This is a genomic window from Tardiphaga sp. 20_F10_N6_6, from assembly GCF_052076045.1.
In the GTDB taxonomy this organism is placed as follows: Bacteria; Pseudomonadota; Alphaproteobacteria; order Rhizobiales; family Xanthobacteraceae; genus Tardiphaga; species Tardiphaga robiniae.
In genome coordinates this window covers 3161245-3177073 of the sequence record NZ_CP197239.1, presented here as the reverse complement: position 1 = coordinate 3177073, position 15829 = coordinate 3161245, and the positions used below count along the sequence as shown (strand labels likewise).

Sequence of the window (15829 nt, the reverse complement as noted above, 5' to 3'; positions counted from 1 at the left end):
GTTTTGCTTATGACCGACGTCTCCCATCACAAACGCATCGCATTGCTGGGCGCGCCAGTCGAAGTCGGGGCCTCGCAGCGCGGGACCTTGATGGGGCCGGCGGCCATGCGGACGGCAGGCCTGGGGCCGCTGCTGGAAGAGCTTGGCTTCGAGGTGGAAGACCACGGTGACCTCATGCCACCGTCTGTGCCTCTGTCGACCGATGCGCCGCCGGAGAATGCCAAGCATTACCGTGTGATCCAGAGCTGGATCCAGGCGCTGAGTGCGCGTGCCTACACGCTTGCCAAATCGGGCGCGCTGCCGATCTTCGTGGGCGGTGATCACAGCCTGTCTATGGGATCGGTCAATGGCGTGGCGCGGCACTGGCACGAGCAGGGGCGCGAATTGTTCGTGCTGTGGCTCGACGCGCATGCCGATTACAATACGCCGCACACGACCATCACCGGCAACATGCACGGCATGTCCGCGGCCTTTCTGTGCGGCGAGCCCGGTCTGGATGGATTACTCGGCGCTGAGCCGCGCGCATCGATCAAGCCCGATAATCTCGATCTGTTCGGCATCCGCTCCATCGATAAGCTTGAGAAAGAGCTAGTCCACACGCGCAAGGTGGCCATCGCAGACATGCGGCAGATTGACGAGTTCGGTGTTGGCGTCCTGATCCGCCGCGTCATCGAGCGGGTCAAGGCGCGCAACGGCGTGTTGCATGTGTCCTTCGATGTGGACTTCCTCGATCCCGCGGCAGCGCCCGGCGTTGGCACCATGGTGCCCGGCGGCGCCACCTATCGCGAGGCGCATCTGATCATGGAGCTGCTGCATGATTCCGGGCTGATGTGCTCGCTGGATGTCGTCGAGCTCAATCCGTTTCTCGACGAGCGCGGGCGTACCGCACGGGTGATGGTCGAGCTGGTCGGCAGCCTGTTCGGGCAGCAGATCACCGATCGGCCGACACCGAGCAACGCAATTATACCGCCCGGCTAGCTCGCGGTCGGCAAAACCTCGATTGGTTCCGGGTCTTTGCGCGCGTTACGCATGATCGTTTTGTTATCGTCTCGGAACTAACCCTGCAGCGCGGGATTGCTCCCTCATGGTTCACACACGAGGAGCACGTCATGATTAAGCATCTTGCCATCATCGCCGTTGCTGCGGCGGGCATTAGCAGCGCAATTCCAGCCAAGGCCCAGGAGTTCGGCGTTGGCGTCGGTCCGGGAGGCGTTACGGTTGGCGCCGTCGGCCGCGACCGCTATCGCGACGACTATGATCGCGGGTACTACCGCGATCGTCGTGACCGCAATGAGACCGTGATCATCAAGCGCAGCCGCGACCGCGATCGTGGCTATTACGATGGCGGCGTCGAACGTCGTACTGTCATCGAACGCTACTAATATTGCACCGAACGAGAGGCGGCCCTTCCTCGGAAGGGCCGTTTTTTCGTGCGTGATGGAAGCCTCAGAACATTGAGTGACAGGACCATGGCAACTGCAGCGACAGTCTGGTGGCAGGCCGGCACCATCTATCAGATCTATCCGCGATCGTTTCAGGACTCCAATGGAGACGGTATCGGCGATCTCGCGGGCATCGTCGGCCGGCTTCCTTATCTGCGGCAGCTCGGCATCGACGCGATCTGGCTGTCACCGATCTTCCCATCTCCGATGGCAGACTTCGGCTATGACATATCAGACTATATCGGCATCGATCCGATCTTCGGTACATCGGCCGATTTCGACGCGCTGGTGGCTGCGGCTCACGGTCATGGTCTGAAGATTATTCTCGATCTGGTGCCGAACCACACCTCGGATCAGCATCCGTGGTTTGTCGAAAGCCGGTCGTCACGCGATAATCCCAAACGCGATTGGTATATCTGGCACGATCCGAAGCCGGACGGCAGCGCGCCGACCAACTGGATGTCCGAATTCGGCGGCAGCTCCTGGCAGTATGACGAGGCCACAGGGCAATATTACTATCACGCCTTTCTCGACAAACAGCCGGACCTGAATTGGCGCAATCCTGCTGTTCGCAACGCCATCTATGAGGTGATGCGGTTCTGGATGCGACGCGGCGTCGACGGCTTCCGCGTCGACGTGATCTGGCATCTCATCAAGGACGAGGAGTTTCGCGACAACCCGACAAATCCGAGTTTCACGGCCGGGCGCCCGCCACACGAGGCTTTCCTGCCGCTCTATTCGACCGATCGGCCGGAGACGCTGGACGTGGTCGTCGAAATGCGCCGCGTCGTCGATGAATTCGACGATCGCGTGCTGATAGGCGAGATTTATCTCCCCTTCGATCGGCTGGTCGCCTATTACGGCAGTGACCTGTCAGGCGCTCATCTGCCGTTCAACTTCGCACTGCTCTCCGCGCCGTGGAATGCTTTCGCCATCGGCGAATTGATCGCGCGCTACGAAGCCGCGCTGCCGCTCGGCGCCTGGCCTAACTGGGTGCTCGGCAATCACGACCGGCCGCGCGTCGCCAGCCGGGTTGGCATGGCTCAGGCGCGCGTCGCCGCGATGTTGTTGCTGACGCTGCGCGGGACGCCGACGCTATATTATGGCGACGAGATCGGTATGAAGCAGGTGCCTATTGCACCGGATCAGGTTCAGGATCCGTTCGAAAAGAACGTGCCTGGGATCGGTCTCGGCCGCGACGGATGCCGCACGCCGATGCAATGGGGTGCCACCGAGCACGCGGGTTTTACGACCGGCGAGCCCTGGCTGCCGCTGGACACGGACTACCACCATCAGAATGCGGCTGCTCTCGCGGCCGATCCCCATTCGATTCTCAGCCTCTATGTGAAGCTGATCGACTTGCGCAAGCACATGCCTGAACTGGTGTTCGGCGGCTATGAGCCTGTGGACGCTGAGGGCGATGTGCTGGCCTATCGGCGCGTCTATGACGCGCAGACGGTTCTGATCGCCCTCAATCTCAGCGGTGAGCCCGCATCATTGCATGTGGGGGGCGGTGAAATCCTGCTGGCGACAGGCCTCGATCGCCATGGTGAGAATGTTTCGGGCGCACTGGAGTTATCAGGCAATGAAGGCGTAATCGTCAGGCTGCGGTAGATATCCGCGTTCCGCGACCACATGCACGGCAAGAAAAAGCGCCGCCGATTGCTCGGCGGCGCTTCCTGATTTCGCAGTGGACCAGAGAGGCTCAGTCCAGACCAATCGTGGTCAGGTCCTGGAACCAGTGCTGGGCCTGCACGAACTTCTTCACCTTCGGCGACAGCGCATGCGGGTTGGTGTCGTGAACGACCCAGACCAGCACGGCGTCGTCGACGATCTGCGCATGGGCTTCGGCCAGCAACTCGTCCTGCTTCTTCGGATCGAAGGTGTTCTTGGCTTCGTCGATCAGCGCATCGACCTTCGGGTTCTTGTAGCCGCCCCAGTTCACGCCGACCGGTGCGATCTGGCCGGAGTGAAAAAAGCGGACGATGGCGTACAAGGGATCCGAGGTGACGTAGGCGATGTTGTTGGACGTGATGCCCTTCATGCTCTCGTCAGCCGCGCCCTTGCGCCACGCGGTGTAGAGCACTTCGAGTTCGACGACCTTGAATTCGACCTCGACGCCGATTTCCTTGAAGCTCTGCTGCAGGAATTCGTTGATCGGCAATGACAGCATTTGGCCGGTGCCGCCATTGGCGATGATGAAGGTCGCCTTCAGCGGCTTCTCCGGGCCGTAGCCGGCTTCCTTCACCAGCTTCTTGGCTTCGGCCAGATCATATTTGATCTTGAAGGTCGGCTTGCCGAACCACGGGCTCGACGGATCGACCTGGCCGATGGCGGGCTTGGCGAGACCGTTCATCAGCGCGACGACGGCATCGCGATCGATGGCGAGGTTCAGCGCCTTGCGCAGGCGGACGTCGGTCCAGGGCGAACCCGGCAGCACGCTGAGGTGATAATTCCAGACATGCGGCGTGACGTTGTCGACGATCTTCATGCCGGCGCTCTTGAGCTGCGGCACAGCGTCGGGAGCAGGGGTCTCGATCAGATCGACCTGACCGGCGAGCAGGGCATTGGTGCGGGTGAGCGCTTCCGGCATCGGGACGAGCACGAGCTTGTCAGCTTTCGGGATACGCTTCTTGTCCCAATAGTCGGAGTTTTTGCTGAGCTCGGCGAGTTCACGCGGCACGAGCTTGGTCAGCTTGAACGGACCGGTGCCCGAGGGCTGCGATGCGAACTTGTCCCAGTCCTTGCCGACCTTCTCGTACTGCGCCGGGCTGGAGACCAGGAACCAGAGCATCTGATAGGGGAAGAAGGAGTCGACGTTCTTGGTGGTGATCTCGACGGTGCCGTCATCGATCTTGGCGTAGCTCGCGACCGAGGGCAGACGGGTCTTGACCTGCGCGCTCTGGCGCTTGTCGAATTGCGGCGCCTTCTCGTTCAGCACCTTGTCGAGATTCCAGATCACCGCATCGGCGTTGAAGTCGCTGCCGTCGTGAAACTTGACACCCTTGCGCAAGGTGAAGCGCCACTTGGTCTTGTCGGTATCGTCGACCTTCCATTCGGTGGCGAGGCCGGGAATGAGTTTGCCGGGACGATCGGCGACATCCATTTCCCAGGCGACGAGCGGATCGTAGATCGTGTAGCCGGTGAACTGGTAGCCTCCGGCGCCGCGATCAGGCTGGCCTGTGGTCAGCGGCACGTCCGCCATCGAGATGCCATAGCGCACCACCGTTTCGGCTTGCGCCGGCGCGGCTGCACCTATGGCGGCGGCGATGGCCGCAACAAATAACGAGCTTCGAACGCGCATAAACCAGACTCCGTATGGTGGGATATTGTCCGCCAGATACCTGCAATCCTGATGCCAGATTGGGCATATCGAACGGTTGGTGTGTGCTGGTGTGCTGCAGTGCCGCAGTTTGAGTCATTGCGGTGCAAGGTTGCAGGCCTTGGCACAAGCGTTGCATAAGAATTAGCCAGTTTAGAACAAGCCAACACTGGCGAAAGCCAACGTGTCATCCAAAGCCAAGAGGGACTGATTACGATGCGTATCGAAAAGCCGACAAAGAGCCGTCTCGCGACAGCAATCACCTTGCTGACGCTTGCCACGGCCCTGACCTTGCCACAGGTGGCGCGCGCCGAAACGGTGCTGCGCATCGGCATGACCGCTGCCGATATTCCGCGCACGCTCGGCCAGCCCGATCAGGGCTTCGAAGGCAATCGTTTCACCGGCAATACGATGTATGACGGCCTGACCGGCTGGGATCTGTCGTCCGCGACCAAAGCGAGTGTTGTTATCCCGGCGCTCGCCACTGAGTGGGCAGTGGACGACGCCGACAAGAAGAAATGGACCTTCAAGCTGCGTCCCGGCGTCACATTCCACGACGGTTCGGCCTTCAATGCGGATGCCGTGGTCTGGAATGTGGACAAGGTGCTCAAACAAGATGCAGTCCAGTTCGACGCCAGCCAGGTCGGTGTAACCGCCTCGCGCATGCCGACCCTGGTGTCCGCGAAGAAGATCGACGACATGACCGTCGAACTGACCACCAAGGAGCCGGACTCCTTCCTGCCGATCAATCTTACCAACCTCTTTATGGCGAGCCCCACCAAGTGGCAGGCGCTGTTCGACAAGGCCGAAGGCGCCGATGCCAAGGCCAAGTCGCAGGCCGCATGGGCGGCCTTCGCGCGCGAAGCCTCCGGCACCGGCCCGTGGAAGATGTCGAAGTTCACGCCGCGCGAGCGTCTCGAACTGGTGAAGAACGACGCCTACTGGAACAAGGACCGCGTTCCGAAGACCGACAAGATGGTGCTGCTGCCGATGCCGGAAGCCAACGCACGCACCGCTGCGCTGCTGTCCGGTCAGGTCGACTGGGTCGAGGCGCCGGCGCCTGACGCCGTCAAGGAAATCACCGCACGCGGCTTCAAGATCGAGAAGAACGAGCAGCCGCATGTCTGGCCGTGGCAGTTCTCCCGTGCCGAAGGCTCGCCGTGGAACGACATCCGCGTCCGCAAGGCCGCCAATCTCTGCATCGATCGCGAAGGCCTGAAGGACGGTCTGCTCGCCGGCCTGATGGTGCCGGCAAGCGGCACTTTCGAGCCGGGCCACCCCTGGCGCGGCAAGCCGAGTTTCGAGATCAAGTATGACCTGAAGGCTGCACAAGCGTTGATGAAGGAAGCCGGTTACGGTCCCACCAAGAAGCTCGAAGTGAAGACGCAGACCTCGGCGTCCGGCTCCGGCCAGATGCTGCCGCTGCCGATGAACGAATATCTGCAGCAGGCGCTGGCGGAGTGCTACTTCGACGTCAAGCTCGACGTTATCGAATGGAACACGCTGTTCACCAACTGGCGCCGCGGCGTCAAGGATCCCTCGGCGAACGGCTCCAACGCCACCAACGTCACCTATGCGGCGATGGATCCGTTCTTCGCACTGGTTCGCTTCCTGCAGTCGTCGATGGCACCGCCGGTCTCGAACAATTGGGGCTTCATCAACAATCCGAAGTTCGATGAACTCGTGACCAAGGCACGCACCACCTTCGATGCGACGGCACGTGATGCGGCTCTGGCCGAGCTGCACGCCGCGTCGGTCGATGACGCAGCCTTCCTCTACGTGGCCCATGACGTCGGTCCGCGTGCGCTGAGCCCGAAGATCAAGGGCTTCGTGCAGCCGAAGAGCTGGTTCGTCGACTTCTCGCCGGTGTCGATCACGCCGTAAGCAACAAGCGAATATCGGCCGCATATTGTGCAGCCGATATTCGCACGAACCTCTCCACGTCATGGCCGGGCTTGACCCGGCCATCCACGCCTTCTTCGCTGCAAAGACGTGGATGCCCGGGTCAGGCCCGGGCATGACGAACGAGGGGGCAGAGTTTCTGAATCGAAGGTGATCAGTGTTCGTCTACATCGCGCGACGCGTCGTCTATGTGATTCCTATCGTCCTCAGCGTGGCGCTGGTGTGTTTCCTGCTGGTGCACATTACGCCCGGGGATCCTCTCGTTGCCATTCTTCCCGCTGACGCATCGCAGGAGCTGGCGCAGCAACTGCGCGTCGCCTACGGCTTCGATCGTCCGCTGCCGGTGCAGTTCGGCCTTTGGCTGTGGCGCGCGCTACACGGCGATCTCGGCAGCTCCATCGCCACCGGACGTCCTGTTCTGGCGGAGGTGATGAAAGCCGTCGGCAATACCGTGACGCTGGCGATCGCCGCCGCCGCCATCGGCTTCACGCTCGGTCTGTTCTTCGGGCTGATCGCCGGCTACTTCCGCGATACCTGGATCGACAAGGTCGCGACCTCGATTGCCATCGCCGGCGTCTCCGTGCCGCATTACTGGCTCGGCATGGTGCTGGTCATCATCTTCTCGGTGCAGCTCAATTGGCTGCCTGCGGTCGGTGCCGGGCCGGGCGGTTCGGGCTCATGGGCCTGGGACTGGGAGCACATCAAATATCTCGTGCTGCCGGCGATCACGACATCGGTCATTCCGATGGGCATCGTGACGCGCACAGTGCGCGCGCTTACCGGCGATATCCTGTCGCAGGATTTCGTCGAAGCGCTGCGCGCCAAGGGCTTGCAAGAAACCAAGGTGTTTCGTCACGTCATCAAGAACGCTGCGCCGACGGCGCTGGCCGTGATGGGCCTGCAGCTTGGCTACATGCTCGGCGGTTCGATCCTGATCGAGACTGTGTTCTCGTGGCCCGGTTCGGGGCTTCTTTTGAACTCCGCAATCTTCCAGCGCGACCTGCCGCTGCTGCAGGGCACGATCCTGGTGCTGGCGCTGTTCTTCGTGTTCCTCAATCTTCTGGTCGATATCGCGCAGGCGTCGATCGATCCGCGCATCAAGCGGAGCTGACCATGCTGGATATCCTCTCATGACCGCGATGACAGACACTGCACTGCAGGCGGCGCCTGCCACCAAGGCCCGCGGCTATTGGGCCACGGTCGGCCGCCGCATCGTGCGCGACAAGGTCAGCATGGCCTGCGCGTTCATTCTGCTGCTGATCTTCCTGGCAGCGATCTTTGCGCCCTATCTGCATCTCGCAGATCCCTATCAGGGCTCCATGATCCGCCGTTTGCGTTTCATCGGCACACCCAACTATCCGCTCGGCACCGACGAACTCGGTCGCGACATGCTGGCCAGGTTGATCTATGGCGGGCGACTGTCGCTGCTGATCGGCATCCTGCCGGTGATCCTTGCCTTCTTCATCGGGACGGGGCTTGGCGTTGTGGCCGGCTATGTCGGAGGGAAGCTCAATACCGCGATCATGCGCACCGTCGACGTGTTCTACGCGTTCCCCTCGGTTCTGCTGGCCATTGCGATTTCCGGTGCGCTGGGCGCCGGCATCGTCAATTCGATCGTGTCGCTGACCATCGTGTTCGTGCCGCAGATCACGCGCGTCGCCGAGAGCGTCACGACTGGCGTGCGCAACATGGACTATGTGGAAGCGGCACGTGCCTCCGGCGCGAACGCCTTCACCATCATGCGGGTGCACATGCTCGGCAACGTGCTGGGCTCCATCTTCGTCTACGCGACCGGCCTGATCTCGGTGTCGATGATCCTCGCCGCCGGTCTGTCGTTCCTCGGCCTCGGCACCAAGCCGCCGGAGCCGGAATGGGGTCTGATGCTGAACACGCTGCGCACTGCGATCTACGTCAATCCATGGGTGGCAGCACTCCCCGGCGCGATGATCTTCGCCGTGTCGATCTGTTTCAATCTGCTGAGCGACGGCATGCGCAGTGCCATGGACATCCGGAACTGATGGCATGAGTGATATTGTAGAAGAAATCGACAAGCTGGAACCGCTCGAAGATATTGGCGGTGTTGCGCAGCCGCTGTTACAGGTGGTCAGCCTGACCAAGCATTTCCCGGTACGCGGCGGGCTGTTCGCGCCGAGCAAGACCGTGCGCGCGGTGGACGATGTGTCCTTCGCCATCGCCAAGGGGGAGACTGTCGGCATCGTCGGCGAGTCCGGTTGCGGCAAGTCCACCACGGCGCGGCTGCTGATGCATCTGATGCCGCGCAATTCCGGCGATATCATCTATGACGGCCGCACCGTCGGGCGCGAACTTTCGCTGCGCGAGCTGCGCCGCGGCATGCAGATGGTGTTTCAGGACAGCTATGCGTCGCTCAACCCGCGCCTGACCATCGAGGAATCGATCGCCTTCGGACCGAAGGTGCACGGCATGGCCGACAAGGCCGCGCGACTGCTGGCGCGCGAGCTGCTCGGCAAGGTTGGCTTGCGGCCCGAGACATTCGCCAACCGCTATCCGCATGAGGTCTCCGGTGGCCAGCGTCAGCGTGTCAACATCGCGCGTGCGCTCGCGCTGTCGCCGCGTCTTGTCATTCTCGATGAGGCCGTCTCGGCGCTCGACAAGTCGGTCGAGGCGCAGGTGCTCAACCTGCTGGTCGATCTCAAGCGCGAGTTCGGCCTGACCTATCTGTTCATCAGCCACGATCTCAACGTGGTGCGCTATATCTCCGACCGCGTGCTGGTGATGTATCTCGGTGAGGTTGTCGAACTCGGGCCGGTGGACGAGGTCTGGGACGGGCCGGCGCATCCCTATACCCGCGCGCTGCTCGCGGCGATGCCATCGTCCGATCCTGACAAGCGCACGGAAACGCCGCCGATCACCGGAGATCCGCCGAACCCGATCGATCCACCGTCCGGTTGTCGTTTCCACACACGCTGCCCCTTTGCCGAAGCGATGTGCGGGGAGGCGACGCCGAAACTGACTGAAATCACGGTGACTGGCCATCAGGCTGCCTGTTACATGGCGATCCCGGGTTCGGGACACAGCAAAGCACCTGCCGCAGGAGTGCACTGACATGACCAAACCGACTGCCAAGCAGATCAAGGCGCTGACCGAAGTCAGCGGCCTTCCCGCATCCGACGAGGTTGCCGAGCGCATCGCCAATTCGATCGGCCCGGCGTTCGAAGGATTCGCGGCTGTGTCCGGGACCCTACCGTTCGATCTCGAACCCGCGACCTTCCTCGCTGTCCAGAATACCAAGGCTGCCAAATGAGCGTCACCGAACCCGCATTGCTGTCGCTGACGGAAGTCGCCGACGCTATCGCCACGAAGAAGATTTCGTCGCGCGAAGCCACGCAGTCGTGCCTCGATCGCGCCGTGAAATCGCAGCCGAGCCTCAACGCCTATATGTCGATCGAGGCCGATGCAGCGCTGAAGGCGGCGGACGCGGCCGATGCGTCGCTCGCTAGGGGGCAAAGCCGCGGCGTGCTGCATGGGGTGCCGCTGGCGCACAAGGACATGTATTACGACGAGGGACATGTCGTGACCTGCGGCTCGCATATTCGCCGCGACTGGGTTGCAACTACCACGGCGACATCGCTGCAGCGCCTGAAGGATGCCGGCACGGTGCGGCTCGGTTCGTTGCAGATGGTCGAATTCGCTTATGGCCCGCTCGGTCACAACGTGCATTACGGCGCCGTGCATAACCCGTGGCATGTCGATCACGTCACGGGTGGTTCGTCGTCGGGTTCGGGCTCGGCCGTCGCAGCGCGTCTCACATTTGCAGCGCTGGGCTCCGACACCGGCGGATCGATCCGTCTGCCAGCGCATTTCTGCGGCGTCTCCGGTTTGAAGACGACGGTGGGTCTGGTCAGCCGCGCCGGCGCGATGCCGCTGTCGCAATCGCTCGATACCGTCGGTCCGCTGGCACGCACCGTCGAGGATTGTGCGCTGCTGACCCGCCTGATGGCTGGTGCCGATCCGCTCGATCCAACCACCAGCGCACGCCCTGTGCCGGACTACGTGGCGGCGACGCGCGCCTCCGCCAAAGGCATGACGGTCGGCATCCCCAAGGCCTTCTATGTCGACGATCTCGATGCCGACACGGCTGCCATTCTGCAGAACACCATCGCGACGCTGAAGGATGAAGGCATCAAGATCGTCGAGGTCGATCTGCCCAATCAGGGCCAGCTCACGGCGGCCTGCCAGTTCGTGCTCGCGACGGAAGCCGCGGCGATGCATAAGCGCTGGATGATCGAGCGGCCGCAGGATTACGGCGCGCAGGTGCTGATGCGGTTACAGAACGGTCTGGCGATCACCGGCGTCTCCTACATCGAGGCGCTGCGCTGGCGCGGTCCGGCACTTGCAGCCTATCTCGCTGCAGTCACCGGTACTGACGCCGTGCTGGCACCCGTCTCGCCCGGCGCGGCTCCGACCATTGCGGAGACCGATGTCGGCAACAGCTCTGGCGCCGAAGCGATGATCCAGCGCCTGACGCGCTTCACGCGCCCGATCAACTATCTCGGTCTGCCCGGTCTCTCGATCCCGGCGGGTTTCACCAAGTCGAAACTTCCGGTGGGCATGCAGCTGATCGGTCGCCCGTTCGATGAAGCGACGTTGCTGACCATCGGTGCGGCCTTCCAGCGCGCCACGGACTTCCACAAACAGTGCCCGGAGTTGGCATGAGTAATCTCGTCGAGGTTCGCAATCTCAACGTCCGGTTCGGCGGCGAACGCACCGTCTATGCGGTGAACGATCTCAACCTCACGCTCGGCGAAGGCGAGGTGCTCGGGCTGCTCGGTGAGTCCGGGTCGGGCAAGAGCGTCACCTTGCGCGCGCTGATGCGGCTACTGCCGAAGAAGCGCACGCAGATCACTGGCACGGTCAATGTGCTCGGCAAGGACGTGCTGGCGCTCGATGACGACGAGCTTTCGGCGTTTCGTGGCCAGACGGTGTCGATGATCTTCCAGGAGCCGGCGCTGGCGCTGGACCCGGTCTATACGATCGGCCAGCAGATCGCTGAAAGCGTGATGCGGCACGAGGGCAAGAGCCAGGCCGAGGGCGTGAAGCGCGCGCTCGAAATGCTCGAAGTCGTGCGTATCCCCTCCGCCAAGCGTCGCCTCGATGCCTATCCGCACGAGATGTCCGGTGGCATGCGGCAGCGCGCAATGATCGCGCTGGCGCTGGCCTGCAAGCCCAAGATTCTGCTCGCGGACGAGCCGACCACTGCGCTCGATGCCACCGTGCAGATCCAGATCCTGCTGCTGCTGCGCGAGCTGCAGCGCGAATTCGGCATGTCGATCATCTTCGTGACGCACGATATCGGCGTGGCCATCGAGATCTGCGACCGGGTCGCGGTGATGTATGCGGGCCAGATCGTCGAACAGGGCACGCTGAGCCAGATCGTACGCTCGGCCGTGCATCCCTATCCGCAGGGGCTGCTGGCCTCCACCGTGCACGGCGCCAAGCGCGGGGCACGGCTTGAGACCATTCCCGGTACGCCGCCGTCGCTCGACAAGCCGCCGGTGAATTGCTCCTTCGCGCCGCGCTGCAAATTCGCCCAGCCGCGCTGCGTCGAGGCGCCGCCGCCGAATGTCGAACTCGCCGATAATCGTGTGGTGCGGTGTATTCTCGCGGAGCAGGCGGCAGCGGCAGTGCCGGCCTGACGCTGTCCTAACCCGCCAAATTCTTCAGCAGGAACGTCAGCGCCGTCTGCGCGAAACTGTGCATGTTGCCGGAGCGGTCGTTGCTGCCGGTCTCCAGTGTCATGACCTCGTTTCGCGGGCCGGCGACGGCCATGCAGCTATGGCCGGCGGCATCGCCATAACGATTGCCGGAGGGGCCGGTGGCGCCGGTCTCCGACAGTCCCCAGTCGCAGCCGAGGCGGGTGCGGATCTGCGTCGCCAGCAGTTGTGCGTAGGGCTCTGAAGATGAGCGCATGCCCGGTATCCGAAACGCATCATCGGAAATATCCATCAGCACACGCCGCGCATCGCGCGTATAGATCACGCCGCCGCCGATGAAATAGGCGGAGGCGCCGGGCACTGCGAGCAGTGCAGCGGAGATCAAACCGCCGGTCGAGGATTCAGCTATGCCGATGGTCTGCTTGCGCGCGATCAGCTCAATGGCGATCTTCTCGGTGAGGGGGATGAGATCTCTCATGACTTCTTCCCCCAAGGTTTAGACCAGGGCCTGATCCACGGCTTCTTCGCCAGTGATCCATAGACAGCGCGAATGAAATTCTTGCTGGTGGTCTCATTCGGCGCCCATTTGGCGTCGAGATCGGCGAATGGCTTGGCCGCCAGAACCTCGTCCTCGGTCTTGCCCTCCTTGATCAGCTTGGTCATGCGATCGCGCGCCGTCACCAGCATGGTGCGATAGTCGACCAGCGCAGCTTTGTTCGCGAGCGAGCCGTGGCCGGGGACGATCTTGGTGGTGTCGGTCGCCAGTTTGAGATAGGCGTCGGTCGCGGCGATCATGCCCTTGATATTGCCGCCGTTGAGAACATCGATATTGGGATAGCGGCCATTGGTGAATGTATCACCGGTCGCAATGACATTGGCGCTCTTGAAGTAGACATAGGTGTCGCCATCGGTATGCGCGTTGTCGGGATGGCGCAGTTCGGCGATGCGGCCGCGCAGGCTGAGCTTGAGCTGATGCGTGTAGGTGTTGGTCGGCAGCGCCGCCTTCGGCGTAGGCGGATTCTGTGCACCGGTCAGGAAGTTCGTGGTGCCTTTTTTCAGGCGGGTTCTGACCTTGACGTTGGCGACGATGGTTGCGCCTTCGTTGGCAAAGGCCTCGTTGCCGCCGGTATGGTCGCCGTGGAAATGCGTGTTGACGAGATACTTGACCGGCTGCGGTGTCACCGCGGCGATGGCCGCCTTGATCTTGTCGTGCAGCGGGGCAAACTGGCTGTCGACGAGGATGGCGCCCGATTTGGCCGTGGCCAGCGTCATGTTGCCGCCTTGGCCTTCGAGCATGTAGACGCCGTCACCGAGATCCGTGGTCTTGATCTCGACCTTTGAGAAGTCGGGCGGCGGCGGTGCTGCCGGCGGTGTGGACGCCTGCTGTGCGAGCGCAGGCGCCAGCGCCAGAAGGGTGAAAACCGCGGCCAGTGTCGTCCGATTCATCGCAAGCTCCATTCCGAAACAGGCCAGACTTCTAGCATGTTTCGGATGGCGATCTGCTCGCGAACACGTGATGTCGACAATGCCGATCAGCGGCCAGAACGGTCACGTTCCGGCGGGACCTGGGAGAGCAGCCAGTCGCGAAAGGCCCTTAGTTTCCGCGAATCCGACGACGCTTCGGGAGATACCAGATAGAAGCCGGCATCGGCAGGCATGCGCATGTCGAAGGGCACCACCAGCCGGCGCTTGGCGAGATCGCCCTCCACATAGGTGGTGCGGCCGATGGCGACGCCGAGGCCGTCGATCGCCGCCTGCAGGGTCATGAAGATCATGTCGAAGGTCAGGCCGGGCTGCTTCGAGATATCGGCCGGCAATCCGGCGGCGGTGAGCCAGAGCCGCCAATCATCGTCATAGCCGCCGCTCGAATGCAGCAGCGTATAGCCAGCCAGATCCTGCGGCTTCAGCAGCGCCTTCTTTCCGGTGCGAAGCGCCGGGCTGCAGACCGGAAACAGATCGTCCGCCGTCAGCCAGTCGGCGCGGAGGCCAGGCCATTGGCCACGACCGTAACGGATCGCGGCATCGACATCGCCACTCTTGAGATCGACCATGCTTGTCGATGTGGTGATGCGCACATCGATATCGGGATGGGCTTTCTGGAACGCTGAGATGCGCGGCAGGAGCCATTTCGATGCCATCGATGCGAGCGTGCTCACCGTCAGCACGTGGTCATTGTCGCGGCGCTTGAGCCGGTCTGTGGCAAGACGCAGGTCGTTGAAGGCGGCGCGAACGCCCGGCAGATAGTCGTGTCCTTGCGGGGTGAGTGCGAGCGCGCGGTTCTGCCGAATGAACAGCTTGAGACCAAGCTCTTCTTCCAGCCGCTTGATCTGATGGCTGATCGCCGTCTGCGTGACGTTCAGCTCGCTTGCCGCATTGGTGAAGCTCAGATGGCGTGCGGCGGCTTCGAAGGCGCGCAGCCCGTTGAGTGACGGCAACCGGGTGCTCATCCGTGCTCTCTCCCCTGGCGATTCACCCTTCGTCCCATCCATGAGTTTGTCTCATGTGATGCGGTGCACAATGTCGTTTGTGCAATGTGAGAATGAAGCCGATATTTCCTAAGTAAATTTAGCTTTAGGAGAGCAAAATGTCTACTTGCACCCATGAATCGATGACAAATCATCATGCTCCGCTCAGCGTGGCGGCCATCGCCGAGACTTTCCACGTCTGGCGGGAGCGCGCCCATCAACGCCGCGAACTGACCCATTGGAGCGAGCGTGACATCCACGACGCCGGCCTTTCGGTGGGCGACGTGATGGCCGAGGCCAGCAAGCCGTTCTGGCGCGCGTAAGGACGGTCCGATCGTCCGGGAGCAACTGTCATGCAACATCTCAACCTCGATGACCTCGGTCAGTATTCCGATGTGGTGTTGTCACGCAGCGGCGCTGCGGTGACGGTTCGGTTTGTCGAGCTTCACGATGCGGACGCGTTACAGGCCTATTTCCGCGGCCTGTCGGTGCGGTCGCGCTACAATCGCCTGATGGGCGCCGCCAGCGAATTGCCGGCGGGGCAGCTGGACAAATTCATCCATGTCGGTGAGGCCGACAGTTTCTCGGTCGTCGCGACGGTCTCGCGCGATGGCTCGGAGACCATTGTCGGCGAGGCCCGCTACGCGTTCGATGAAGCGACGTCCCGTTTCGAACTGGGCCTGTCCGTAGCTGATTCCATGCAAGGGCAGGGCATCGGCCTGGCACTCATGTCCAATTTGGAATGCCGTGCTGCTGCGCTCGGAGCCGACCAGCTCTTCGGAGATACATTGCGCTCAAACGAGGCAATGCTCGCACTGGCCCGTAAGGCCGGCTTCACATTCGCGCCGACGCCGGGCGATTGGAAGCAGGTGCGCTTCGTAAAGCAGATCGATGCGGCGTCAATCGCAAACCCATGTGCGGTCTGGCGCCTCGCAGCGCAATCCCTGCAGCCGATACTTGCCTAAGCGCGGCAACGCTCGCCACGTTTAGGCAAGGTATGATGCG

16 protein-coding genes are annotated in these 15829 nt (G+C 62.3%); 12 read left to right on the top strand and 4 right to left on the bottom strand.

What is annotated here, in order from left to right; genetic code table 11:
- Positions 1–9: 9 nt before the first annotated feature.
- The 3 genes from rocF to AB7813_RS15350 all read left to right on the top strand — a co-directional run bounded on the left by rocF (position 10) and on the right by AB7813_RS15350 (position 3056).
- Complete coding sequence (gene rocF, locus AB7813_RS15360) at positions 10–978, top strand: arginase (RefSeq protein WP_439064976.1); 969 nt, start codon at positions 10–12, stop codon at positions 976–978.
- Positions 979–1109: 131 nt separating this feature from the next.
- Positions 1110–1382, top strand: a complete 273-nt coding sequence (locus AB7813_RS15355) for a hypothetical protein (protein ID WP_120287064.1) — start codon at positions 1110–1112, stop codon at positions 1380–1382.
- 87 nt (positions 1383–1469) lie between these two features.
- On the top strand, positions 1470–3056 hold the full coding sequence (locus AB7813_RS15350; RefSeq protein ID WP_231079356.1) for an alpha-amylase family glycosyl hydrolase: 1587 nt from the start codon (positions 1470–1472) through the stop codon (positions 3054–3056).
- A 91-nt stretch (positions 3057–3147) separates the two neighbouring features.
- On the opposite strand, the gene AB7813_RS15345 is transcribed toward AB7813_RS15350, so the two are convergent.
- A complete protein-coding gene (locus tag AB7813_RS15345) occupies positions 3148–4746 on the bottom strand; it encodes an ABC transporter substrate-binding protein (RefSeq protein ID WP_439084093.1) in 1599 nt (532 codons plus the stop codon).
- A 234-nt stretch (positions 4747–4980) separates the two neighbouring features.
- On the opposite strand from AB7813_RS15345, the gene AB7813_RS15340 reads away from it, so the two are divergent.
- From AB7813_RS15340 to AB7813_RS15310, 7 genes are all read left to right on the top strand, one after another.
- Positions 4981–6648: an ABC transporter substrate-binding protein gene (locus AB7813_RS15340; protein ID WP_439064974.1), complete on the top strand. Its 1668-nt coding sequence runs from the start codon at positions 4981–4983 to the stop codon at positions 6646–6648.
- A 175-nt stretch (positions 6649–6823) separates the two neighbouring features.
- Positions 6824–7777 (top strand): ABC transporter permease, encoded by a 954-nt coding sequence (locus AB7813_RS15335; protein WP_089265970.1) that lies wholly within the window; start codon positions 6824–6826, stop codon positions 7775–7777.
- Positions 7778–7805: 28 nt separating this feature from the next.
- A complete protein-coding gene (locus AB7813_RS15330; protein WP_170849596.1) occupies positions 7806–8684 on the top strand; it encodes an ABC transporter permease in 879 nt (292 codons plus the stop codon).
- Positions 8685–8688: 4 nt separating this feature from the next.
- Positions 8689–9750: an ABC transporter ATP-binding protein gene (locus AB7813_RS15325; RefSeq protein WP_439064973.1), complete on the top strand. Its 1062-nt coding sequence runs from the start codon at positions 8689–8691 to the stop codon at positions 9748–9750.
- Position 9751: 1 nt separating this feature from the next.
- Complete coding sequence (locus AB7813_RS15320) at positions 9752–9949, top strand: hypothetical protein (protein WP_439064972.1); 198 nt, start codon at positions 9752–9754, stop codon at positions 9947–9949.
- On the top strand, positions 9946–11361 hold the full coding sequence (locus AB7813_RS15315; RefSeq protein WP_439084095.1) for an amidase: 1416 nt from the start codon (positions 9946–9948) through the stop codon (positions 11359–11361). The genes AB7813_RS15320 and AB7813_RS15315 overlap by 4 nt, the downstream gene beginning before the upstream one ends.
- A complete protein-coding gene (locus AB7813_RS15310) occupies positions 11358–12341 on the top strand; it encodes an ABC transporter ATP-binding protein (RefSeq protein WP_093757055.1) in 984 nt (327 codons plus the stop codon). Before AB7813_RS15315 ends, AB7813_RS15310 begins: the two co-directional genes overlap by 4 nt.
- A gap of 7 nt (positions 12342–12348) precedes the next feature.
- Here AB7813_RS15310 and AB7813_RS15305 read toward each other — a convergent pair whose 3' ends face one another.
- The 3 genes from AB7813_RS15305 to AB7813_RS15295 form a co-directional block, all read right to left on the bottom strand.
- The gene (locus AB7813_RS15305; RefSeq protein ID WP_439084097.1) at positions 12349–12837 is read right to left on the bottom strand and encodes a CinA family protein; all 489 of its coding nucleotides are present in this window, start codon (positions 12835–12837) and stop codon (positions 12349–12351) included.
- The gene (locus AB7813_RS15300; RefSeq protein ID WP_439084099.1) at positions 12834–13805 is read right to left on the bottom strand and encodes an MBL fold metallo-hydrolase; all 972 of its coding nucleotides are present in this window, start codon (positions 13803–13805) and stop codon (positions 12834–12836) included. Before AB7813_RS15300 ends, AB7813_RS15305 begins: the two co-directional genes overlap by 4 nt.
- A gap of 86 nt (positions 13806–13891) precedes the next feature.
- Complete coding sequence (locus AB7813_RS15295; protein WP_441228236.1) at positions 13892–14806, bottom strand: transcriptional regulator GcvA; 915 nt, start codon at positions 14804–14806, stop codon at positions 13892–13894.
- 137 nt (positions 14807–14943) lie between these two features.
- Between AB7813_RS15295 and AB7813_RS15290 the strand changes: the two genes are divergently transcribed.
- Together AB7813_RS15290 and AB7813_RS15285 are read left to right on the top strand one after the other, a co-directional pair.
- Positions 14944–15147 carry a DUF1127 domain-containing protein gene (locus AB7813_RS15290; RefSeq protein ID WP_439064966.1) on the top strand — a complete coding sequence of 68 codons (204 nt, stop codon included), beginning with the start codon at positions 14944–14946 and terminating at the stop codon, positions 15145–15147.
- A 30-nt stretch (positions 15148–15177) separates the two neighbouring features.
- Positions 15178–15789, top strand: coding sequence for a GNAT family N-acetyltransferase (locus tag AB7813_RS15285; RefSeq protein ID WP_439064965.1), 612 nt, complete (start codon positions 15178–15180; stop codon positions 15787–15789).
- Positions 15790–15829 lie beyond the last annotated feature (40 nt).